The sequence below is a fragment of the Myceligenerans xiligouense genome (genome assembly GCF_003814695.1).
Lineage (GTDB): Bacteria > Actinomycetota > Actinomycetes > Actinomycetales > Cellulomonadaceae > Myceligenerans > Myceligenerans xiligouense.
The window spans coordinates 931,326-954,476 of sequence record NZ_RKQZ01000001.1 but is presented as its reverse complement, the minus strand read 5'-3'; the positions used below and the strand labels follow the sequence as shown (position 1 = coordinate 954,476).

General features: G+C 72.9%; 15 protein-coding genes. 1 reads left to right on the top strand and 14 read right to left on the bottom strand.

Going from position 1 to position 23,151, the window contains the following annotated elements:
• Positions 1 to 10 precede the first annotated feature (10 nt).
• The 13 genes from EDD34_RS04005 to fdxA all read right to left on the bottom strand — a co-directional run bounded on the left by EDD34_RS04005 (position 11) and on the right by fdxA (position 19,981).
• Positions 11 to 1,048, bottom strand: coding sequence for a PIG-L family deacetylase (locus EDD34_RS04005; RefSeq protein WP_246012173.1), 1,038 nt, complete (start codon positions 1,046 to 1,048; stop codon positions 11 to 13).
• A 49-nt stretch (positions 1,049 to 1,097) separates the two neighbouring features.
• Complete coding sequence (typA, locus tag EDD34_RS04000; RefSeq protein WP_123813427.1) at positions 1,098 to 3,044, bottom strand: translational GTPase TypA; 1,947 nt, start codon at positions 3,042 to 3,044, stop codon at positions 1,098 to 1,100.
• 165 nt (positions 3,045 to 3,209) lie between these two features.
• Positions 3,210 to 4,949, bottom strand: a complete 1,740-nt coding sequence (locus tag EDD34_RS03995) for a dipeptide ABC transporter ATP-binding protein (RefSeq protein WP_123813426.1) — start codon at positions 4,947 to 4,949, stop codon at positions 3,210 to 3,212.
• A complete protein-coding gene (locus EDD34_RS03990; RefSeq protein WP_123813425.1) occupies positions 4,946 to 5,905 on the bottom strand; it encodes an ABC transporter permease in 960 nt (319 codons plus the stop codon). Before EDD34_RS03990 ends, EDD34_RS03995 begins: the two co-directional genes overlap by 4 nt.
• Positions 5,898 to 6,824, bottom strand: a complete 927-nt coding sequence (locus EDD34_RS03985) for an ABC transporter permease (protein WP_123813424.1) — start codon at positions 6,822 to 6,824, stop codon at positions 5,898 to 5,900. The genes EDD34_RS03990 and EDD34_RS03985 overlap by 8 nt, the downstream gene beginning before the upstream one ends.
• Positions 6,825 to 6,977: 153 nt before the next feature.
• Positions 6,978 to 8,633, bottom strand: coding sequence for a peptide ABC transporter substrate-binding protein (locus EDD34_RS03980; protein WP_342774800.1), 1,656 nt, complete (start codon positions 8,631 to 8,633; stop codon positions 6,978 to 6,980).
• Positions 8,634 to 8,904: 271 nt separating this feature from the next.
• Positions 8,905 to 9,612 carry an ABC transporter ATP-binding protein gene (locus EDD34_RS03975; RefSeq protein WP_123813423.1) on the bottom strand — a complete coding sequence of 236 codons (708 nt, stop codon included), beginning with the start codon at positions 9,610 to 9,612 and terminating at the stop codon, positions 8,905 to 8,907.
• On the bottom strand, positions 9,609 to 10,703 hold the full coding sequence (locus EDD34_RS03970; RefSeq protein ID WP_123813422.1) for an ABC transporter ATP-binding protein: 1,095 nt from the start codon (positions 10,701 to 10,703) through the stop codon (positions 9,609 to 9,611). The genes EDD34_RS03975 and EDD34_RS03970 overlap by 4 nt, the downstream gene beginning before the upstream one ends.
• A gap of 78 nt (positions 10,704 to 10,781) precedes the next feature.
• Entirely contained in the window at positions 10,782 to 13,598 is a 2,817-nt protein-coding gene (locus EDD34_RS03965; RefSeq protein ID WP_123813421.1) for a hypothetical protein, read from the bottom strand.
• Complete coding sequence (locus EDD34_RS03960) at positions 13,598 to 16,993, bottom strand: FtsX-like permease family protein (protein ID WP_123813420.1); 3,396 nt, start codon at positions 16,991 to 16,993, stop codon at positions 13,598 to 13,600. The genes EDD34_RS03965 and EDD34_RS03960 overlap by 1 nt, the downstream gene beginning before the upstream one ends.
• A 118-nt stretch (positions 16,994 to 17,111) precedes the next feature.
• Entirely contained in the window at positions 17,112 to 18,422 is a 1,311-nt protein-coding gene (locus EDD34_RS03955) for a citrate synthase (protein WP_123813419.1), read from the bottom strand.
• Between the two features lie 113 nt (positions 18,423 to 18,535).
• Positions 18,536 to 19,645: a succinyldiaminopimelate transaminase gene (gene dapC / locus EDD34_RS03950; protein ID WP_123813418.1), complete on the bottom strand. Its 1,110-nt coding sequence runs from the start codon at positions 19,643 to 19,645 to the stop codon at positions 18,536 to 18,538.
• Positions 19,646 to 19,663: 18 nt separating this feature from the next.
• On the bottom strand, positions 19,664 to 19,981 hold the full coding sequence (gene fdxA, locus EDD34_RS03945; RefSeq protein ID WP_123813417.1) for a ferredoxin: 318 nt from the start codon (positions 19,979 to 19,981) through the stop codon (positions 19,664 to 19,666).
• A gap of 128 nt (positions 19,982 to 20,109) precedes the next feature.
• On the opposite strand from fdxA, the gene EDD34_RS03940 reads away from it, so the two are divergent.
• Positions 20,110 to 20,412: a hypothetical protein gene (locus tag EDD34_RS03940; protein WP_123813416.1), complete on the top strand. Its 303-nt coding sequence runs from the start codon at positions 20,110 to 20,112 to the stop codon at positions 20,410 to 20,412.
• A 13-nt stretch (positions 20,413 to 20,425) separates the two neighbouring features.
• On the opposite strand, the gene glgP is transcribed toward EDD34_RS03940, so the two are convergent.
• A complete protein-coding gene (gene glgP, locus EDD34_RS03935) occupies positions 20,426 to 23,011 on the bottom strand; it encodes an alpha-glucan family phosphorylase (RefSeq protein WP_123813415.1) in 2,586 nt (861 codons plus the stop codon).
• Between the last annotated feature and the right edge of the window lie 140 nt (positions 23,012 to 23,151).

Here is a 23,151-nt window from a genome sequence, read left to right as displayed (position 1 = left end):
TCCGGCTTCGCTACCGGGGTCCGGTGGTCCGGGACCGGTGACGTCCGGAGACCAGGTAGGTCTCCCGCTCCACGACCGGCGCGACCACGCCGTTGCTCAGGGCGTAGAACCCGAGGATGCCCGGTCCCGGCGCGTGGGTGGCGTGCTGGACCTGTGTGGCGTGCGCGCGCATGGCGGTCAGCACGCGATCCAGCACGGGAGCGACGGCGACGTGCTCCACACGGCCTGGCAGGTCGTCCTTGGCGAACGGGGGCAGGGGTTCGCCGGGATCGGGCAGCGTCATCCCGTGTCGGACGGCGGCCGCGCGGGCCTCACGACTTGCGGCGAGCGCCCGCCGGGCGTCCCGGACCTCGTCCGCGGGGGCGACGGCCTGCCACAGCTCGGGAATGGCGGGCGCGTCGTCCTCCGTGAGCAGTGCCAGCGCGCGAACCGTGACGTCGTGCGCGCGGATGTGGTCGGGATGGCCGTAACCGCCGCCGGGCTCGTAGGTCGCGACCACCGCGGGCCGGAGTTCACCGATGAGGCCCGCCAGCCGCCGGGCGGGCTCGTCGAGCGGCACGCGCGCGAACGCCGTCGGCGGCGAGTCGGCGGCCGGTCCGGCCACTCCGGGCCGCACCCACTCCATCCCGGAATCCTCGTACCGCTGCCCGGCGCCCCTGTCGCCGGCCGCCGCCGGGCCGGCCGGGAGTCCGGGCCGATCGCCCGAGAAGGGACCGGGCCGGCCGCCGGTGCCACCGGGCCGCGCGGGCGTCGTCCGGTCCAGGAAGACCTGGTCCACGCCCAGGGCCGCCGTCGCGAGTGCCAGTTCCCGCTCGCGGTGGGCCGCCAGCGCCGGCCCGTCGCCTTCGAGCACGGCCAGGCCCTCCGACGTCGTCCCCGCGAGCGCGAGCACCTCGCCGCGTTCCCCGCGGGTGCAGGTCACGACCGTGACGGGCCGACCGGCCGCCGCCCAGGTGGCGAGGAGCGCACCGGTCGACAGGGTCTCGTCGTCCGGGTGCGCGTGGACGGCGAGCAGTCCGCCCCCGCCCGCCGGGTGCGGGGTGCGCACGCCGTCCGCCTCGTACGTCGCCGGCATTCCGTGCGGAAGGCGAGGCTGCTCAGGCGCGCTTGGCGCGGGCTGCCGCGCGGGCGCGCTCCGTCTGGTTCAGGACGACCTTACGGATGCGGACGAACTCCGGCGTCACCTCGACGCACTCGTCCTCCTGGGCGAACTCCAGGGACTCCTCGAGCGTGAGCTTGCGCGGCGGGATCAGGTTCTCGAAGCTGTCCGCGGTCGCCGACCGCATGTTCGTCAGCTTCTTCTCCTTGGTGATGTTGACGTCCATGTCCTCGTTGCGGGAGTTCTCGCCGACGATCATGCCCTCGTAGACCTCCTGCGTGGGGTCGACGAAGAACGAGCCGCGCTCCTGCAGGTTGATCATGGCGAAGGGCGTCACCTTGCCCGGGCGGTCGGCCACGAGCGACCCGGTGGCGCGCGACTCGATCGGGCCGTGCCACGGCTCGTAGCCCTCCGAGATGGACGCGGCGATGCCGGTGCCGCGCGTCTCCGTGAGGAACCGCGTACGGAACCCGATGAGACCGCGCGCCGGGACCATGAACTCCATCCGCACCCAGCCGGTGCCGTGGTTCGTCATCGTGTCCATGCGGCCCTTGCGTGCCGCGAGGAGCTGCGTGACGGCGCCCAGGTACTCCTCGGGCACGTCGATCGTCATGCGCTCCATCGGCTCGTGCCGCTTGCCGTCGATCTCCTTGGTGACGACCTGCGGCTTGCCGACCGTGAGCTCGAAGCCCTCGCGCCGCATCTGCTCCACGAGGATCGCCAGCGCCAGCTCACCGCGGCCCTGCACCTCCCACGCGTCGGGGCGCTCGGTGGGCAGGACCCGGAGCGAGACGTTGCCGACGAGTTCGGCGTCGAGCCGGTCCTTGACCTGGCGCGCGGTGACCTTGTGACCCTTGCCGCCCTTCCCCGCCAGCGGCGAGGTGTTGATCCCGACGGTCATGGAGATCGCCGGGTCGTCCACGGTGATCACCGGGAGCGGGCGCGGGTCGTCGATGTCGGTCAGCGTCTCGCCGATCATGATGTCCGCGATACCGGCGACCGCCACGATGTCGCCCGGCCCCGCCTTCTCGGCGGGGACGCGGTCGAGCGCCTTGGTCTCCAGCAGCTCGGTGATCTTGACGGTCTCGACGGTACCGTCGTGCCGCGCCCAGGCGACCTGGGCACCCTTGCGCAGCTCACCGTTGTGGATGCGCAGCAGCGCGAGGCGGCCGAGGAACGGTGACGCGTCGAGGTTCGTGACGTGCGCCTGGAGCGGCATGTCCTCGGCGTAGGTGGGTGCCGGGATCTTCTCCAGGATGGTGGCGAACAGCGGCTCGAGGTCCTCGCCGGCGGGCAGTGCGCCGTCGGCCGGCTGCTCCGTGTCCGCGCGGCCCGCCTTGGCGGACGCGTAGACGACCGGGACGTCGAGGATCGCGTCGAGGTCGAGGTCGGGAACCTCGTCCGACAGGTCGCTGGCGAGCCCGAGCAGCAGGTCCGTGGTCTCCCCCACGACCTCCTCGATGCGGGAGTCGGGACGGTCGACCTTGTTCACGACGACGATCACCGGCAGCTTCGCGGCCAGCGCCTTGCGCAGCACGAACCGGGTCTGGGGCAGCGGCCCCTCGGACGCGTCCACCAGCAGGACGACGCCGTCGACCATCGACAGGCCGCGCTCGACCTCACCGCCGAAGTCCGCGTGTCCCGGGGTGTCGATCACGTTGATGGTGACGCCGTCCGGCTCGCCGGCGGCCGCCGCGGCCGGGCCGGCGTACCGGATGGCCGTGTTCTTCGCGAGAATCGTGATGCCCTTCTCGCGCTCCAGGTCACCCGAGTCCATGACCCGGTCGTCGACCTGCTGGTGCGCGCCGAACGCGCCGGCCTGCTTGAGCATGGCGTCCACCAGGGTGGTCTTGCCATGGTCGACGTGGGCGACGATCGCCACGTTGCGCAGGTCGGAGCGGACGGCGAGGGACGTCGCGGCGGAGTTGGGCACGGCTGAACTCATTTCCGAAAAAGTCGAGGGAGGGGCGCGGACGCAACACCGTCGACGCGCCGGGCCCCATTCTACCCGGGTCCACCGCCGCCGAACTGATGGTCCACCGGTCCGCGGTTCCGCCGACCGAGGACGACGGGCGACTGCGGCGGCCGCCGCAGTCGCCCGTCGCCACCTCTAGGCCGCGCCGATCTCCAGGCTGCCTCCCGGAATGGCCTCGAGGAGGTCCTGCGTGTATTCCTGCTGCGGGTTGTCGAACACCTCGTCCGTGGTGGCGTGCTCCACGATCTGCCCGTCCTTCATGACCGCGACCAGGTCGGCGATCTGCCGCACGACCGCCAGGTCGTGCGTGATGAACAGGTAGGACAGCCCCAGCTCACCCTGGAGGTCGCCGAGGAGCTGCAGGATCTGTGCCTGCACCAGCACGTCGAGCGCCGAGACGGCCTCGTCCAGGACGATGACCTCGGGGTTGAGCGCCAGCGCACGCGCCACGGCGATGCGCTGCCGCTGCCCGCCGGACAGCTCGTTGGGGAAGCGCCGCATGGTCGTCGCCGGGAGCGCCACCATGTCGAGCAGGTCGCGCACGCGCTGCTCGCGCTCCTTCTTGTCCCCCACCTTGTGCAGCCGCAGCGGCTCCTCGATGGAGTTGAAGACCGAGAACATCGGGTCCAGAGACCCGTACGGGTTCTGGAAGACCGGCTGCACGCGGCGCCGCATCGCGAACTGCTCGCGGCCGGACAGCTTGGCGGTGTCCTTGCCGTCGAACACCACGGTGCCCGACGTAGGCTCCAGCAGCCCCAGCACCATGTTCGCCGCCGTGGACTTCCCGGAACCGGACTCCCCCACCAGCGCCAGCGTCTTGCCGCGCGGCAGGACGAAGTTGATGCCGTCCACCGCGGTGAAGTTGGTGTGGGTGCCCGGACGAGCCCCGCGGATCTTGAACACCTTGGTGAGGTCCTTGGCGACGACGACGTCCTTGGGGGCGGCGGCGTCGATCTTGACCGCGTGGCCGGCGATCCGCTCGTCGGCCTCCTTGCCCGCCTCGTGGGCGGACTGGATGCGCCGCGACGCCAGCGACGGCGCCGAGGCGACCAGCCGCTGGGTGTACTCGTGCTGCGGGTTCTTGAGGATGTCCAGCGCCGGGCCGGACTCCACGATCTTGCCCTTGTACATCACCACGAGGTGCTCGGCGCGCTCGGCCGCCAGGCCCAGGTCGTGGGTGATGAACAGGACGGCGGTGCCGAGCTCGCTCGTGAGGTCCTCGAGGTGGTCGAGGATCTTCTTCTGCACGGTGACGTCGAGGGCCGACGTCGGCTCGTCGGCGATCAGCAGCTTCGGGCGCGCCGCGAGGCCGATGGCGATGAGCGCGCGCTGCCGCATGCCGCCCGAGAACTCGTGTGGGTACTGGCGTGCCCGGCGATCGCCGTCGGGCAGGCCGGCCTCAGCGAGCAGCTCGGTGACGCGCGCCCTGCGCTCGGCCTTGGTGCCCTGGAAGCCGTTGGCGACCAGGGCCTCCTCGATCTGCGTGCCGATGCGCCACACCGGGTTGAGGTTCGACATCGGGTCCTGCGGAACCAGGCCGATGTCGCGGCCGCGCAGGTACTCGGTCGCCTTGCGGTCCAGGCCGACGAGCTCGCGCCCGTCGAACGTGATCGAGCCGTTGGTCACCTTGCCCGTCCCGGGCAGCAGGTCGATGATCGCGTGCGCGGTGGTGGACTTGCCGGATCCCGACTCGCCCACGATCGCCACGGACTGCCCCGGGTACACGGTCAGGTCGACACCGCGGACGGCCTCGACCAGGCCGGAGCCGGTGGTGAACGAGATCTTCAGGTCCTTGATCTCGAGCAGCGGCGTGCTGTCGTCGGACTTCCGGGCGCCCTCCGGCGTCTCCTCGGTCAGGTTGATCGTCGTCGTCATCGCTTACGCGCCTTCGGGTCGAGGGCGTCGCGCACGACGTCGCCCATCATGATGAATCCGAGCACGGTCGTACCGAGCGCCACGGCCGGGTAGATCAGGACCTCGGGGGCCTGGCGGATGATCATGCGGCCCAGGGACAGGTCACCACCCCACGACACGGTGGAGGGCGGCAGACCGATACCGAGGAACGTCAGCGTCGCCTCGGCGACGACGAACGTGCCCAGCGCGACCGTGGCGTACACGATGATCGGCGCGGCGGCGTTCGGCAGGGCGTGCTTCACGAGGATGCCGATCCTGCTCATGCCGAGTGCCTTGGCGGCGGTGACGAACTCGTTGTTCTTCACGCTGAGCACCGACCCGCGCGTGATACGCGCGATCGACGTCCATCCGAAGCTCGCGAGGACGAGTGCCACGGCGAACGCGTTGCGGTTCGGCAGCAGGCTCAGGATCACCAGCGCGGCGAGGAAGAACGGGATCGCGAAGAAGATGTCCGTGATCCGCGACAGGATCGTGTCGAGCCAGCCGCCGAAGTAGCCGGCGATCGCTCCGACGGCGCCACCGAGCAGGACCACGAACGTCGTGGCGAGAACACCGACCGTCACGGAGGGCCGTGCACCGTGGATCACGCGCGAGTAGATGTCGCAGCCGTCCTTGGTGGTGCCGAAGAAGTGCTCGCCCGACGGCGGGAGGAGGGACTCGGACAGGGAACACGTCCGAGGCCCCTGGGTGGCGAAGACGCCGGGGAAGAGCGCGACGACGATCGCGGCGAGAATGATCGTGAGCGCCACCCAGAACATGGGACGGCGGCGCATCTGGCGCCAGGCGTCGTGCCACATGCTCGACGGCGCCTCGTCGACGGCGATCGCGTCGACGACGCCGACCGAGACCGCGTCCGGCGGTGCCACATAGCGATCCTGGCCCGGGCGCGGGCCCTTGTCATAGCGGTTCTCAGGCATAGCGGATCCTCGGGTCCAGGACCGCGTACAGCAGGTCCACGAACAGGTTGGCGGCGATGTAGACGAGCACGAGGATGGTCGCGATGGCGACCACGGTGACGTTCTCGCCGCGGGTGATGGACTGGAAGAGTGTGCCGCCGACGCCGTTGATGTTGAAGATCCCCTCGGTGACGATGGATCCGGCCATCAGGTTGCCCAGGTCCGCGCCGATGAAGGTCACGACCGGGATCAGGGAGTTGCGCAGCACGTGCCGGTTGGTGACCTTGCCGCGCGAGAGGCCCTTGGCCCGTGCCGTGCGGACGTGGTCCGCCGTCAGGTTCTCCGCGACCGACGTGCGGGTCAGGCGCAGGATGTACGCCATCGACGTGCCTGCCAGCACCATTGCCGGCATCAGCAGACTCTCGAAGTCGGGGTCGCGCCCGGCGGTCACCGGGAGCCAGCCGAGCTGCACGCCGAAGATGATCTGCGCCACGAAGCCGAGCACGAAGGTGGGCACGGCGATCAGCAGCAGGGTCCACACGAGCACGGTCGAGTCGAAGAACTTGCCCTTGCGCATCCCGGCGATCAGGCCGAAGCCGATGCCGAAGACGGTCTCGATGACGAGCGCCATGATCGCCAGCTGGAACGTCACCGGAAAGGCGTTCGCGATGGTCTCGGCGACGGGCCGCCCCGAGAAGTCGGGCCCGAGGTCGAACGTGAAGATGCCCTTGAGGAAGTACAGGTACTGCACGAAGAAGGGTTCGTTCAGGTGGAACTGTTCCCGGATCTGGTCCTGCACGGCCTCCGGGAGTCCGCGCTCGCCACCGAGCGCGGCGACCGGGTCACCCGGGCGCAGGAACACCATCCCGTAGATGAGCAGGGTGGCGCCGAGGAACACAGGGATCACCTGCAACAACCGGCGTCCGATGTACCAGAGCATTGTGGTCTCCTTGTTAATTTTCGCCGCTCATTCTCCACGATCTCGCCCGGAGTTCGTGTCGCGGCACAGGGGGAGGCGGGGCACGCACAGTCGCGTGCCCCGCCTCTCACCTGGAGGGATGCGGTCAGTCCGGCGAACCGGACGTGATCACGCTCACTCCGACTTGGTCACCTGGTACAGGATCGGGTCGCTGTCCCAGCCGAACGCCACGTTGTCGACCGTCTCGGCGTAGCCCGCCGTGGTGTTGTAGTACCAGAGCGGGATACCCGGCATGTCCTGGAAGAGGATCTCCTGAGCCTCCTTGTAGAGCTCGGTGGCCTCCTCCGGGGTCTCCGCCGCGTTGCCTTCCTTCATCTTGGCCTCGAAGTCTTCGGACACGTAGTCCATGTCGTTCGAACCGGCGTTCTTGCCGTAGATCGGCGAGAGGAAGTTGCTCATCGCGGGGTAGTCGGCCTGCCAGCCGCCGCGGAAGACACCCTTGATCTCACGGTTGTCGCGAGCGTCGAGGAACTCGTCGAAGACGGGGTACTGGTCGAACTCGCACTCGATCTCCAGCGCCTGACGGATGGTGTTGCAGGCCGGGTCGATCCACGACTGGTGGTCCGAGTCGGCGTTCGAGGCGATGAACAGGGTGAAGTCGTCGCCCAGGGGGTCCATGTCCTCGGCCTCCTGCCAGAGCGCCGCGGCCTCCTCCGGGTTGTACTCGGTGAACTCACTGCCCGGGATGTCCTCGCTCCACCCCGCGATGACCGGGTTGGTGAAGTCACGGGCGGGCGTGCGAGCGCCGTCGTACACGGTCTCGGTGATGCCCTCGCGGTCGATCGCCATGGAGATCGCCTGGCGGCGCAACAGGCCCGCCTCGCCCTGGAAGTCCTCGACGTACTCCGGGACGTTGATGACCTGGGTGACGGCCGCCGGCTGGTTCACCGCACGGTCGCCCAGCTCGTCCTCGAACGTCGCGAAGGCCGAGGCCGGGACGTTGGTGACGATGTCGAGGTTGTTGGCGAGGAGGTCGTTGTACTGCGAGTCCTCGTCGGTGTACGCGAGGAACTCGATGCCGCCGTTCTCCGGCACGCGGTCACCGGCGTAGTCCGGGTTCGCCTCGATGGTGATGGCGGAGTCGTGCTCCCACTCGGTCATCGTGTACGGGCCGTTGCTCACCGGCGACTCGCCGAACGCCTCGGGGTCGTCCATGAACGACTCGGGCACCGGGAAGAACGCCGCGTAGCCGAGGCGAACCGGGAAGTCGGACTCCGGCTGCTTCAGCGTGACCACGAACTCGGTGTCGCTGACGACCTCGAGGCCGGACATCGTCTCGGCCTCCGGGTCCTCGCCGGTCGGCTCGCCGTCCTTGTCGACCGGGATCTGGACCTCGTCGTAACCCTCGATCGGCTCGTAGAAGTAGGTGAGGTTCGCGGCGTTCGGGCCGTAGGCGCCCCAGTTCCAGGCGTCGACAAAGCTCTGCGCCGTGACGGGCGTCCCGTCCGTGAACGTCCAGCCGTCCTCGATCGTGATGGTCCACGTCACGTTGTCATCCGACTCGATGGACTCGGCGACCTCATTCTGGACCGCGCCGTTCTCGTCGTAGTAGACGAGACCGGAGAAGATGTTCCGCACGACGAGGCCGCCGAAGACTTCGTTGGTCATCGCCGGGATGAGCCCGTTCTGGGGCTCACCGCTACCGACGGTGATGATCGCTTCCGAGTCGCCCTCGGTCTCGCCGGTGTCGCCACCGCCGCACGCCGACAGGACCAGGGAGCCGGCGAGCAGAGTCGCACCCACTCCCATGAGTCGCTTACGAGGTGTCACGTGTCCTCCTGGTTCGATGGTCACGCCGCTTCGCGGATCGCTGGCGACGCTGTATCGGGCGCAGCGTCGCGCCCGGTTGTGGGGCGACACATTACCCGCCCTGGAGACCCCGTCGAGGGTCCCTCACACGAACGTGCCCGCAGTCGTGACCTTTTCGGTATGCCTTCGTAACACCATGTAACACGGTCCTTCAGGGAATCTCCCGCCCAGCGGTGGTTCGTCACCTGACCGTGATCGCGACGCGGCGGCAACCCGCCATCAGGGGTGGCGGCTACCCGCCAGCGGCGACCCGCCCGTCGTGCAGGTCGACGACGCGGTCCGCGCGCTCCATGAGGATCGGATCGTGGGTCGAGACCACGGCCGCCACCCCCCGCGCGTGCACGACGTCGCGGATCAGGTCCATGACCACCGCCGCCGTCGCGGAGTCGAGCTGGCCGGTCGGCTCGTCGGCGATCAGCACCTCCGGCTCGGCCACCAGGGCCCGCGCGATCCCGACGCGCTGCTGCTGCCCGCCCGACAGCTCGTACGGCCGCTGCTCGGCATGGTCGCCCAGGCCCACGGCCGCGAGCGCCGCACGCACGCGCTCGGTGCGCTCGGCCTGGGCCACCCTGCGCAGCCGCAGCGGCACCTCGACGTTCTCGGCGGCGGACAGCACGGGCACGAGCCCGAAGGACTGGAAGACGTACCCGATGCGCCGCTGCCGGGCCGCCAGGACCTCCGGCTCGCGCATCGCGGTCATCTCGGCGTCACCCAGCCAGACCCGGCCCGACGTCGGCCGGTCCAGCCCGCCGAGCAGGTTCAGCAGCGTCGTCTTCCCGGAGCCGGAGGGCCCCCGGACGACGAGCAGTTCTCCCGGCGCCACCGCGAGGTCGACGCCGTTCAGCGCACGCACCTCACCGGCACCGGCCCCGAACACCCGGGTGAGGCCCGCCGCCCGCAGGATCGAGGTATCCGCTCCCGCCTCCACCACCGCGCTCATCGCTCGCTCCCCTCGGCATCGTCGGAGCCGGCGGGGTCGTGCCCGCCCGCCGGCTGCTCGGGCTCCACCTCGCGCCCGGGGCCGGGCGTGGCACACCCGGGAGCGCCGGAGTCCCGCGAGGCGGTCTCCGTCGCCCGCGTCGTCGCGTCGGGCCACACCCCCACGTGATCCTCCTCCAGAGCGAGCCGCACCCGGTCCCGCAGGTCGAGCGACTGCATGAAGTCCTCGGGGAGCTGGAGCCGCCCCACCCGGTCCAGCACCGCGAACTCCTCCGAGATGTGCCGGGCCCGCCCGTGCTCGTCGGTCTCGGTGCGCCGCAGCGTCTCGGTCGACGTCCGCCCGTCCCGGATCCGCACCGTGCGTGCCACGTGCTCCGACACGGCCGGGTCGTGGGTGACGACCAGGGTGGTGACGCCGGTCTCGCGGTTCACCCCGCGCATCGCCTCCAGCACCTCGACGCTCGTGGCCTCGTCGAGCTCGCCCGTCGGTTCGTCGGCCAGCAGCACGCGCGGCGAGTTCGCCATCGCGACGGCGATCGCCACCCGCTGCTGCTGTCCGCCGGACATCTCGTGGGGCCGCCGGCCGGCCACGTCGGCGACCTCCAGCAGGTCCAGCAGGTCGCCGGCACGGCGGTTCCGGGCGCCACGTTCGCGCCGCGAGCGGGCGGCCAGCTCCAGCGGCAGCAGCACGTTCTCCCGGGCGGTCAGGTACGGCAGCAGGTTCCGGGAGGTCTGCTGCCACACGAACCCGACCGTGTGCCGCTGGTAGGCGACGCGCTCCTTCGGCCCCATCGCGAGCAGGTCCGTCCCGGCGACCGTCGCGGTACCGCCCGTGGGCGTGTCCAGCCCGGACAGGATGGTCAGGAGGGTCGACTTGCCGGACCCGGACGCGCCCACCACCGCGACGATCTCGCCGGGCTCGACCGTGAGGTTGAGCCCTTGCAGCGCCTGGACCTCGACGCCGTCGGTCGCGAAGATCCGCACCAGGTCGCGGCACAGGATCTCGCCACCGCCCCGCCCGGTGCCGTCCTCCGACGCGCCCCGTGAGGCGCCCGGCGCTCCGTCGTCGTCCAGTTCGATCACCGTCGTCATGTCACCGCTCCTCTTCGTTCCGCGCCGTCCCACGTCCCGCGCCGTCCCGCGCCGTCCCACGTCCCGCCGCATTCGCCGTCACCGCTCGATGCGCAGCTGCGCCGCGATCTCGTGCCGGCGCCCGAGTGCGGCGGCCAGCCCGGCCGCCGCCGCGGCCACCACGGCGAGTCCCGCCGCCAGCCCGGCGGTCAGCGCGGGATCCCAGCGCACCCGGGGCGGTTCCGCGCCGCCGGTGAGCGCGGTCACGTCCACCGCGGCCAGCAGCACCACGGGTACGACCCCGCCCAGCACCGCCCCCGCGACGACGGCCACCGCGATCCACGGCCCGATCTCCCACCCGACGAGGCCGCGCCCCTGCCGCGCCGACAGCCCGAGGGTCCGCAGCACTGCCAGCAGCCGCGCCCGCGCGGGCGCGGCGAGCAGAAGCGTCATCACGATCACCGCGCCCACCAGCATTCCGGCGAGGCCCACGGCCGCGACGAAAGCCGCCACGAGTCCCGTCGAGGCGGGCGACCGGAGAACCTCGCGAGCCTGAGCGGCCGGATCGTCGACGACGGCGTGCGGCAGCACGTCACGGATCTGGCCGACGACGGCGGTCGCGGGCGCGCCGGCGCCACCGTCCACGCCGTCGTCCAGCGCGAGGAGCGCGACCCTCGCCGGGGGACCTGTCGTCGCGGGCGGGCCGTCCTGGCCGGGTGACCCGCCCGCCGCGGCGGTGAGCCGGGCGGCGTCGGCGAGGACCATCACCTCGCCGCCCGGCAGGCCGGCGACCTGGTCGACCGCCTCGACGACCTCCGCGGGCACGGCCACGTCCGGCAGCCGCAGTTCGACCTCCTGGCCGACGTCGTACCCCGTGGATCGGGTGACGACCAGGGGCACGGGTCCCGGGCCCGGGTCGCTGGGCGTCCCGAGGTCGCCCGTCCGGGTCGCCGCCTCCGCGATGCCCTCCTGGGCCCGCGCCATCGCGGACGCGTCCGTGGTGAACAGCGTGGCGCGCACGCCGTTGCCCCCCGGGTCGGCGATCACGATCCGGTCGTGGTCCGCCACGGGCGCGACCGCGCCGACCCCGTCGATCGCCGCCAGCTCCGCGGCCACCTCATCCGAGATCTCCGGCCCCGAGACCCGCAGGTCCGCGCCCACCTCGTGCCAGGCCTCGCGGGCCACTCCCCCGGTCACGGTGGAGTACAGCACCGCGGCGGTGGCGGCCACCGACACGCACAGGACCAGCGCGACCGCCGGGACGACACCACCCGCGGGATCGCGCGTGGCCCGCGCGGCACCGAGGAACGGCACCAAGTCCCGCCGCCGCGCGAAGACCCGCTCGACCGCGAGGGTCACCAGCGGGAACAGCCGGACCGCGACCAGCGTCACGGCCAGGGAGAGCAGCAGCGGGGAGGCGGCGAGCAAGGGGTCCACGCCGGCGGCGGGCAGCGGACCACCGGCCTCGCTCCCGCCGTCGCCGGCCTCGCCGACCACGCCCCGCTGCAACAGCAGCGCCGTGCTCACCGCCGCGCCCGCCAGGACGAGGACCTCGAGGATCCAGCGCACCCGGCCTCGCCCGCGGCTCAGGTCGGAGCGCCCGTCCCGCAGCCCTCGCGGCCCGGCCGCCAGCGCCAGCGCGACACCCGGGGCGAGCCCGGCGGCCGTCGCGAGCGCCACCTGGGTGCCCGTGACCTGCCCGGGCGCGACCCACAGCCCGATCACGAACCCCGCGGCGGCCGCCGCGAGGCCGGTCGTGGCGCCTTCCAGGCCCGCCATCGCACGCAGTTGCGCGCCGGACGCGCCCCGTGCGTGCAGGAGGGTGAGGGCGGGACGCCTGCGGTCGATGACGAGACGAGCACCGAGCGCCAGGACCGCGAGGGCCGCGCCGAGAGGTCCGGTGGCGAGCACGGCGACGACGGCGTCCACGCCCGTGCGCTGGGCGAGGAGCGTGGCGAGCACGTCGGTGAGGCGGCTGTCGAGGTCGAGGGCGAAGGCCGCGGAGCTGCCGTCGTCCACGGGGAGCTGCTGGGCGTCGAGTCCGCGGAGCTGGGCGAGCACGTCGGGCACCTGGTCGGCACGCAGCCCGTCACCGCTGACGGGGATCCAGGTGGTGGTACCGGCGTCGCTCCGGGAGAGCGGGGCGATCATGGCCGGGTCGACGTACACCGCGGCCTCGGCGTTGAGCCCCGTGTTGGGGTCCTGGATCACGTTGGGCGCACCGCCGAGGGGGTTCTGCCGCCACCAGGAGCCCTGCGGGTCGCCCTCCTGCTCGTAGACGCCGGTGACGACGAGCGGGCCCCAGCCGCCGTCCGCGCGGGAGCTCAGGGGGACCATGCTGGACCCCTCGGCGCGCAGCTCGTACTCGTGGCCGGCCTCCCAGCCGAAACGCTCGGCGGTCTGCCGCGAGACCGCGACCTCGTACGGATACCGGGCGGCACGCGGGTCCTCGCCGCCGTACTCGAACTGGTCCGGCGGGACGTCGGTCGCCTCGGGCCAGCGGCCTTCGACGAGCGTGGCGTGCTCGTCCAGGTGCGGGGTGGCGCGCAGCGTGAGGACGATGCTGAACAGGTCGCTGCCGGGCAGCGGGGTGACCGACTCGCGGTCGGTGGCGCCGACCTGGAAGTCGGGGGCGCCGAGCAGGCCACGCAAGGGCTCGGACTGCTCGTCGCGCAGCCGGTCGAGCCCGGCCAGGTAGGCGTCCCAGTCCTCGGGGACCTGCTGGCCGGTGACGGCGATGAGGTCGCGGGTGAGCGGCGTCGACTCGCCGACGGTCCACTCCGCCTGGTCGCCGTGCATCACCGCGACGGCGCGCGGTGCGGCGGACAGGACGAGAGCGGTGACCAGGGCGACCACGCCGAGCGTGAGCACCGCGCCCCAGGACGCGGCGAGCTGCCGCCGCACGTACCGGAACATCAGCGCACCTCTTCGCGATAGGTGGTGTCGCGGGCCTGCGCGGCGACGCGCGCCCCGACGAGGCCGGCCACGACGACGAGCCCCGCGAGCGCGGCACCGAGGACGACGGCGAGGCCGGTGCCCTCCACGACGAACCGCGTGGGCACGTCCGCGTCGATGCCGGTCAGGGTCGCCTGCGCGAGCCCGCCGACGGCGAACCGGGCGACTCCCCAGCCCGCCGCGGCCCCGAGCACGACGGCGGTGGCCCCCACCGCCATGAGTTCCGTCGCCCGGGCCCGGGCCTGGGCCATGGGCCCGACCCCGACGGCGCGCAGGACGATCACCTCCGTCCGGCGCTGCCGGAGCATCGCGACGGCGGCGACCAGCACACCGACCAGGGCGAGCGTCGTCGCGCCGACGGCGGTGAGCCAGTACGCGACGCGCACCGGCGCGGCGGCGTCGACGGCCACCGAGTAGCCGGGCGTGCTCACGGTGGCCGTCTCGCCGTCGTCGCCGCGCAGGCCGTCGGCGGTCTCGCGGGCCGTGGCGGCTGCCGCCTCGATGCCGGACCCGGCCGGCGCCGGGGCACCGGTGGGAGCGTCGGGCGTGGCGCTCCCGCCCGGCGCGCCCGCGGCGATCCAGATCTCGTCGGCCACGGCCGGGTCGGCGACGGCACCGAGGCGCCAGGCCGCCAGGGCGGCGGCGTCGGCGAGCACCACGTCCGGTTCGAGGACCCCGGGGACGACGTCGGTGGTGGCCGCGATCTCGGCATCGGCCGCCGCACCCCGATGGGACAGCTCGACCACGTCGCCGACACCCAGGCTCAGCGTGCGGGCGAGATGGTCGGTGACCACGACGGGCAGCGGGCTCGCGGTGGCGCCGGGCAGGAGCCGGACGGGGATGTCGCGGTCCCCGCCGACGAGGTCCACCTCGACCACCGGCCCGGCGGAACGCCCCGCACCCGCGGACGCCTCGGGCAGCGCCAGGGTCTCGCCCCCGCGGTGGAGCGCGTGCCACTCCTCCGGCAGCCGGAGCGGGGCGCCGTCGACGGCCAGGCCCTCGACGGCCACCTCGTGGTGTGCCTCCAGAACCCAGTCGGTGGGCATCGCCACGTCGACGGCGGCCACCGACCACGGCCCCGCCTCCGGTGCGGGCGGTACCCGCGCGGCCAGCTCGTGCGACACGGGATCGCGGCCCACGGGGAGGGTCCCGTCGCCGTCGCCGTCCAGGTCGAGGTCCATCGGCGGCAGGTCCACCCGTGCGGTGGCCCCGTCCGGCGCGACGAGCAGGACGGCGACCTGGTAGGTCATCCCCTCCTCGAGATGGCCGAGGAGCTCGGTGTCCGTGGGGGCCTCGCCCTCGAACCCGGCGAGCCCCGCGACGACGGCGGGTTCCACGGACGCGGTCACGTCGAGGCGCAGCAGGCGGGCATCGCCGGGCAACGGGATCGCCGCCCGATCCGGAGTGACGGCGGCGGCGAGGCGGCCGACGTCGGACACCCCCTCCGGCGCGCGCATCACCTCCTCCAGGTCCGTCGCGGGCGCGGCGACGAGCGTGAACGGGACCTCTCCGGCCTGCGCCTCGTCGGTGAGCACCGGCATCGCGGCCGCCACGCCGTGGCCCCGGGCGTAGGCGGCCTGGGTCTCGGTGCCCGCTTCCTGTCCCGCCGGGAGCACCACCCGGACGTCGGCCCCGTTGCGCAGCACGGCGACGTCCTCCGACAGCGCCCGCGCCGTGCCCGCGTACGCGCCGGCGAGCGTCGCCGCGCCGCCCGACAGCGCCAGCAGCACGACCGGCACGACGTAGACCACGAGCCGGCGCGCGACCTGCCGGGCGGCGAGCACCCCGCCCGCACCCCGGCCGCGGGCCGCCAGGCCGGCCCACGCCCGGGTGGCCGGGCCGAGCACCGCCATCGCCGCCACGGCGAGAGCGGCCAGCAGCAGGGCCGGAGCGGCGGCGGCCAGCGGGTCCGTGCGGGTGCCGGACGGGGTGGTGACCAGCGGCGAGCCGTAACGGACGAGCGCCTGGGCGCACACCGCCGCGGCGGCCAGGGTGAGGACGACCGTGCCGACGGCGGCGACCTGCCGCACCCGTCCGGAGCGGTCCGTGATGCGACGCCGGACCGCCGCGCGCGCCTGCGCTCCGGCGACGACCGCGGGCACCGCGGTGGCGGCGAGGGCCACCGCCGCCGCGGTCACGAGCAGCACCGGCCACTGCCAGGCGCCCGGTTCGAGCGCCTGGAGCACGAACGCGGCGGCCACGACTCCCGCCGCGGACGCCGTCACCGCGAGCACGGCGCTCTCGGCGGTCGCCGCGGCCCGCACCGTTCCGGGATCCGCCCCGCGGGAGACGAGGAGCGCCACCTCGCCGTCCCGCACGGCGGCGAGGAGCCGCGCCACCTGCACGAGCGCCACGAGACCGGTGAGGGCGAGCAGGACGAGCGCCACCAGCGCGACGGCCTCGGCCGCGCGGATCGCCGTGAGCGTGGTGCGGGCCGTGTCGCCGAGGGTGCCGAGCGCCTGGAAGCCGCGGATCGCGACGGCGTCGTCGTCGGCCAGGGCGGCGTCGAGGTCGTCGGCGAGGGTGACCGACCGCTCCAGGTCCGCGGGCGTGACGCCGCCCGCGTCGGGAACCACGAGCCAGCGGGCGAACGGGGTGGTGTCGAGTTCCGCGAAGGCGCTCCCCGCGAGGAGGATCGGGCCCGCGACGGTGCCGTCACCGCCGGTCGTCGTGACGGGGTCGCCGAACCACCGGGACGCGTCGGCGCCGGTGGTGACCCGCCACAGGCCCGAGACGACCACCGGGGTTCCGGTGCCCGCCGGGTCCTCGTCGTCGGCGCCGAGCAGGAGGGTGTCGCCGACCTCGATACCGGCGGCCGCGGCGGCGTCCGCCTGGACCGCCGCCTGCGGCGGCTCGCCCTCCGGGGTCGCCTGGGGCCAGGTGCCGGCCGTGGTGTCCGCGATCCCGCGGTCGACGGGCGCCCACTCGTCCCCGGAGCCGCCACCGCGCGTGCCGCCCGTCCCCTCGGTGCCGGCGGCGAGGAGGGCGGGGGTGGAGACCACCCAGCGCTGCTCCAGCGGCGCGCCGGCCCTGACGACCGGCAGCCCTTCGGTACGGGTCTCGCGGTAGACCGCGTACGGGGTGCCGCCGAGGCGCTCGTCGAGCGCCTCCGCGACCCGCGCCTCCTGCGCGGCCGCGGCGGCGTCGTCGGCGGCGAGCCGCGTGACCAGGAGGAGCCCGCGCCCGCTGGGCGCGGCTGCCGTCAGCCCGGTGCGGGCGTCGTCGACACCCGCGGCGCGGACGTACCCGACGGTCACCCCGAGGCTCGCGGCCAGCCCGGCCACCAGCAGCCACACCAGCAGGAGCAGCCCGCGACGGGCCACCGAGCGGCGGGCGAGGAGGGTGGAACGGCTCACGCCCGAGAGGTTAGCCCAGCCGGGTGACACCACCGGGCAGAATCTCCCGGCGCCGGGATCGGCCCGGCACCGGGCCACCACTCCGGACAGAGGCGCCGGACATCAGAGGATCGCGAGTTCAGCGCCCGGACACGGGGACGAAGTCACGTTCCGTCTCGCCCGTGTAGACCTGGCGGGGACGGCCGATCTTCGTGGCCGGATCGTTCACCATCTCCCGCCACTGGGCGATCCAGCCCGGCATCCGGCCCAGCGCGAACAGCGGCGTGAACATGGCGGGGTCGAAGCCCATCGCCTTGTAGATGAGGCCGGTGTAGAAGTCGACGTTCGGGTAGAGCTTGCGCTCCACGAAGTAGTCGTCGTTGAGCGCGATCTGCTCCAGGCCCTGGGCGATCTCCAGCAGCTCGTCCTTGGCGCCGAGCTTCTCCAGCACCTCGTCGGCCGACTTCTTCACGATCGCGGCGCGCGGGTCGTAGGACTTGTACACCCGGTGGCCGAAGCCCATCAGGCGCACGCCGTCGGCCTTGTTCTTGACCTTGTCCATGAAGGTCTCGACCGTGTCGCTGCCGGAGCGGATCTTCTCCAGCATGACGAGCACGGCCTCGTTGGCCCCGCCGTGCGCCGGTCCGGACAGCGCGTTCACGCCGGCGGCCACCGAGGCGAACAGCGTCGCGTTCGAGGAACCCACGACGCGCACCGTCGAGGTCGAGCAGTTCTGCTCGTGGTCGGCGTGCAGGATGAGCAGCTTCTCCAGCGCGTCGACGATGACCGGCTCGGCCGCGTACTCGCCGCCCGCGTCACCGAATGTCTGGCGCAGGAAGTCCGCGACGTAGCCGTTCGACGCGTCCGGCGCCACGAGCGCCTGCCCGGTCCGGCGGCGGTGCAGCGCCGCCGTGATCGTCGCGGTCTTCGCCAGCAGCATCGCCGTGGCGGAGTCGACCTGGGCGCCGTCGCGCGGGTCGACCACCTCGGGGTACCAGGCGGCCAGCGCGTTGATCGCGGCGGCCAGGGTGGCCATCGGGTGGCCGTCGGCCGGGAGCGCTGCCAGGAAGGCACCGAAGCCGTCGGGCAGGCTCGCGTTCTTGCCGACCGTCTGCTCGAAGGCCTCCAGCGCCTCGGCGCCCGGCAGTTCCCCGTCGATGAGGAGGGCGGCCACCTCGAGGAAGCTCGCTCCCTCGGCGACCTGGTCGATCGGGTATCCGCGGTACCGCAGGATCCCCTGGTCGCCGTCGATGTAGGTGATCGCGGACTCGCACGACGCCGTGTTGGTGAACCCGGTGTCGAGCGTGACGAGACCGGTGTCCCTGAGCAGCGTGTTGACCTTGAACCCGCTCGCGCCCTCACTGGCGGCGACGACGGGCAGAGGTCGAGCGGTGCCGTCGACGACGAGCTCGACGGTGGGCTTGGCGTTCGCCGGCATGGTGGACGTCATGACTTCCTTCCTCGAAGCATGCGGTGCGCTACCCCTCGTGGGGGTGGAACAGGGCAGCGTCGACCCGGAGCAAAACCGTACCGTGTCAAGGCTTTGTGATTCCAACCCGCGGGTCAAGAATTTGTGAGTCGCAACACAACGTCGGCGATGTGCGCGTCCGTCGCGGTGAGCGCTGTCCGCACGTGATCGTCACCGTCGGGACCGTAGAGCCCACCTGGCGCCACGAGGATGCCCCGCTCGGCGAACCACTCGGCGTCCGATCGCACCCACAGGTAAAGACCCGCTTCGGAGTGGTCCACGGTGAGCCCCGCACTCGCCAGTGCGTCCGCCAGGGCCCGCCGCCGGGCCCCGTAGACGCTCCGTTGCGCGGCCACGTGCGCGTCGTCACCCAGGGCGGCGACCATCGCGGCCTGCACCGGCGCCGGGACGATCAGCCCCAGGTGCTTGCGCCGCGCCAGCAGCCGGCCCACGATCTCCCCGTCGCCCGCCACGAAGGCCGCCCGGTACCCCGCGAGGTTCGACTGCTTGGACAGCGAGTACGCGGCCAGCAGTCCGGCGTGGGAATTGTCACAAACGCGCGGATCGAGGATGCTCGGCACGCCCGCGCGGTCGCCGTCGGGCGCCCACCGCCCCCAGCCGAGTTCCGCGTAGCACTCGTCGGAGACGACGACGGCGCCGATCTCCCGTGCCGCCGCCACCACCCGGCGCAGCTCGTCGACGCCGAGCACCCGCCCGTGCGGGTTGGCGGGACTGTTCACCCAGACGAGGCGCACGTCGTCGCGTCCGGCCCACGCGTCGACGTCGTCCGTGGCGAGCGCCGTGGCCCCGGCGGCCGCGGCGCCCACGGCGTAGGTCGGGTACGCGACCCGCGGATGGACGACGACGTCGCCGGGCCCCACGCCCAGCAACGACGGCAGCAGCGCGACCAGTTCCTTGGAGCCCACGGTGGGCAGCACCTGGTCGGGTTCGAGGCCCGGCACGCCACGCCGGCGGGCGAACCACTCCGCGACCGACGCACGCAGCTCCGGCGTACCGGCCGTCATCGGGTACCCGGGCGAGTCCGCCGCGGCCGCGAGCGCCTCGCGCACGAGCCGCGGCGTCGGGTCGACGGGCGTGCCCATCGACAGGTCGATCATCCCGCCGGGGTGCGCCCGCGCGGTGGCCTGGAGCTCCGCGAGAGTGTCCCAGGGGAACGTGATCCCGGAGAGGTCGGCGAGGCCCATGGCGCGCGGGCGGGCCGGTCAGGCCTGCGGCGGGAGGGCCGCGATCATCGGGTCGTCCTTGTCGATCTCGCCCATCTTCGCGGCACCGCCGGGCGAGCCGATGTCGTCGAAGAACTCCACGTTGGCGCGGTAGTAGTCCTTCCACTCCTCGGGGACGTCGTCCTCGTAGTAGATGGCCTCGACCGGGCAGACCGGCTCGCAGGCGCCGCAGTCGACGCACTCGTCCGGGTGGATGTACAGGGAGCGGCTGCCCTCGTAGATGCAGTCCACGGGACACTCCTCGATGCACGCCTTGTCCTTGACGTCGACGCACGGCTGAGCGATCACGTAGGTCACTGCGGGAGCCTTCCTCGGGATGTACTCGGGTCGGACCGTTCGCGCGGGTGGCGCACGGTCCGACCCTAGTATTCCAGGAGCGGCACGCCCGCCGCGTCCACCGTCTCACTCCTCGGCGAAGGCAGTCCGTGAACTCCGACACATCCCGATCCGTTCCGCCCCCCGGCCCCTCCTGGCTGCGGCTCGTCCCCGGCACCCGGGTCGTCGTCCGCCGGCGGCTCACGGCTGCCGAGGCCGTCGCGGCACGATCCGACCGCCGTGGCGCGGTCTGGACGGACGTCATCGGGTTCGTGCTCACGGTGTCCGACGACGGCGTGGGCGTGCGCACGGACCCGCGCCCCGGGTACGGCGCACCGGAGGAGCTCTGGGTCGCGGCGGACCTCATCGCCTCGGCGAAGCCGATCCCCCCGCGCAGGATCCGCAACCCGTGAGACGGTCCGGCCGCTAGGCGTTCGCCACCAGGCCCAGGTCGGCCACGTTCGCCTGCCCGCGGTGCCGGGGGACGATGCGGACCGTGTAGCCGAAGGGGCCCGAGGCGCCGAGAGCGACCTCGCCGGCGAACGCGTACCGTCCGGCCTCGTAGGAGTCGGTCAGGGTCAGCGGCTCGGTGTCGAAGTCCTCGATGAGGTCGGCCTCGGAGACGCGCCCGTACACGATCTGCACCTCGACGTCCTCAGGGGTGAGGGCGCCCAGCGACACGTAGGCACGCACCGTGAGCCGGTCGCCCACCTGTGCGGCGTCCGCGATCCCGGCGGACTCCACGTGGTCGACGCGCACGTGCGGCCAGCCCGCGCGTACCCGGGCCTTCCAGGCGGCGAGGTCTCGTGCCGCGCCGAAGCCGTCACCGGCGAGCGCCCGCCCGGCCTCGGCCGCGGGCGCGTACAGCCCGTGCACGTACTCGCCGACCATGCGCGTGGCCTGCACCTTGGGCCCGAGCGTCGCCAGGGTGTGGCGCACCATCTCCAGCCAGCGCCCCGGGACGTCGTCGGCGGTCCGGTCGTAGAAGAGGGGGGCGACCTGCGTCTCGACGAGGTCGTACAGGGCCGCGGCTTCGAGGTCGTCGCGGCGGTCGGTGTCCTCGACGCCGTCGGCGGTCGGGATGCCCCAGCCGTTCTCGCCGTCGAACCACTCGGCCCACCAGCCGTCCTCGATGGACAGGTTGAGGCCGCCGTTCAGGGCGGACTTCATGCCGGACGTGCCGGACGCCTCCAGGGGACGCAACGGGTTGTTGAGCCAGACGTCGCAGCCCGGGTAGAGGGACTGCGCCATCGCGATGTCGTAGTTCGGCAGGAACACGATCCGGTGCCGTACCGCCGGGTCGTCGGCGAAGCGCACGAACTGCTGGATCAGGCGCTTGCCCTGCTCGTCGGCCGGATGCGACTTGCCGGCCACCACGAGCTGCACGGGCCGCTCCGGGTGCAGCAGGAGGGACCGCAGCCGGGCCGGGTCGCGCAGCATCAGGGTCAGGCGCTTGTACGTGGGGACGCGGCGCGCGAAGCCGATGGTCAGGACGTCCGGTGAGAAGACGTCGTCGACCCAGCCGAGCTCGGCGGGCGACGCCCCGCGCTCGCGCCAGGACTTGCGCACGCGCCGCCGGACCTCCGCCACGAGCTCGCCGCGCATCTCGGCGCGCGCGGCCCAGAGGTCGCGGTCCGGGACGATGCCGGGGTCCAGCCAGCCGGCCGAGGCCTCGGATGCGGTGAGCTGGTCCAGCCCGAGCCGTTCGGCCTGCAACCGCGCCAGCCGTGGCGCGACCCAGGTGGGCGAGTGCACGCCGTTGGTCACCGAGGTGATGGGGACCTCGCGCGCGTCGAACCCCGGCCACAGGCCCTCGAACATCTCGCGCGAGACCTGGCCGTGCAGGAGCGAGACGCCGTTCGCCCGGCCGCCGAGGCGCAGCCCCATGACGGCCATGTTGAAGACGGTCGGGTCCCCGCCCTCGTAGTCCTCGGCGCCGAGCGCCAGGACCCGTTCGACCGGGACGCCGTCCATCTGGTTGTCGCCGGAGAAGTAGCCGCTGACCAGTTCTCTGTCGAAGCGGTCGATGCCGGCGGGCACGGGGGTGTGGGTCGTGAACACGGTCGCGGCCCGGACGGCCTCGAGCGCCTCGTCGATCCCGAGGCCCTGGGCGACCAGTTCCCGGATCCGTTCCACGCCGAGGAACCCGGCGTGCCCCTCGTTGGTGTGGTAGACCTCCGGCTCCGTGGCACCGGTCAGCCGCGACCAGATGCGCAGCGCCCGCACGCCGCCCACGCCGAGCAGCAGCTCCTGCTGGAGGCGGTGCTCGCCCCCTCCGCCGTACAGCCGGTCGGTGACCACGCGCGCCGTGTCGTCGTTCTCGGGCACGTTGGAGTCGAGCAGCAGCAGCGGGACGCGGCCCACGGCGGCCACCCAGACGTGGGCGTGCAGGCTGCGGCCGCCCGGGAGCCCCAGCGAGACCCGGGCGGGTGTGCCGTCCTCCTCGCGCAGGACCGTCAGCGGCAGTTCGTCCGGGTCCAGCAGGGGGTAGGTCTCGAGCTGCCAGCCGTCGCGGGTGAGGGACTGCTTGAAGTAGCCCGCGCCGTACAGCAGGCCGACCCCCACGATCGGCACGCCGAGGTCCGACGCCGACTTCAGGTGGTCCCCGGCGAGGATGCCCAGGCCGCCGGAGTACTGCGGCAGCACCGACGTGATGCCGAACTCCGGCGAGAAGTACGCGATACCGCGCGAGAGCTCCGCCCCGGAAGCGGACCGCTGCGCCTGGTACCAGCGCGGTTCGTGCAGGTAGCGGTGCAGCTCGCCGGCGGCCGCCCGGGTGCGGCCCACGAAGCCCTCGTCCGCTGCCAGGGCGCTGAGACGCTCGGAGCCGAGTGCCGCGAGGAACGTGACGGGATCACCCTTCACGTCGGCCCACAGCTCGGGGTCGACCCCGGCGAAGAGCTCGCGCGTGGGGGCGTGCCAGGACCAGCGCAGGTTGTGGGACAGTTCGTCGAGTGCCGCGAGGGGCTCCGGAAGGACCGTACGGACCGTGAATCGGCGGATCGCTCTCACGCGTCGAACCCTACGCACTTGTCGGCGGCGACACACCCGCTGCTCATGGTTCGTCCGGCGCGCCGGATGGACGATGCGTGAACCTTGCGCGAGCCGTTGGCGTGCCCCCGTGCACAGGGCAACCAGAGGTCGATAGCGTG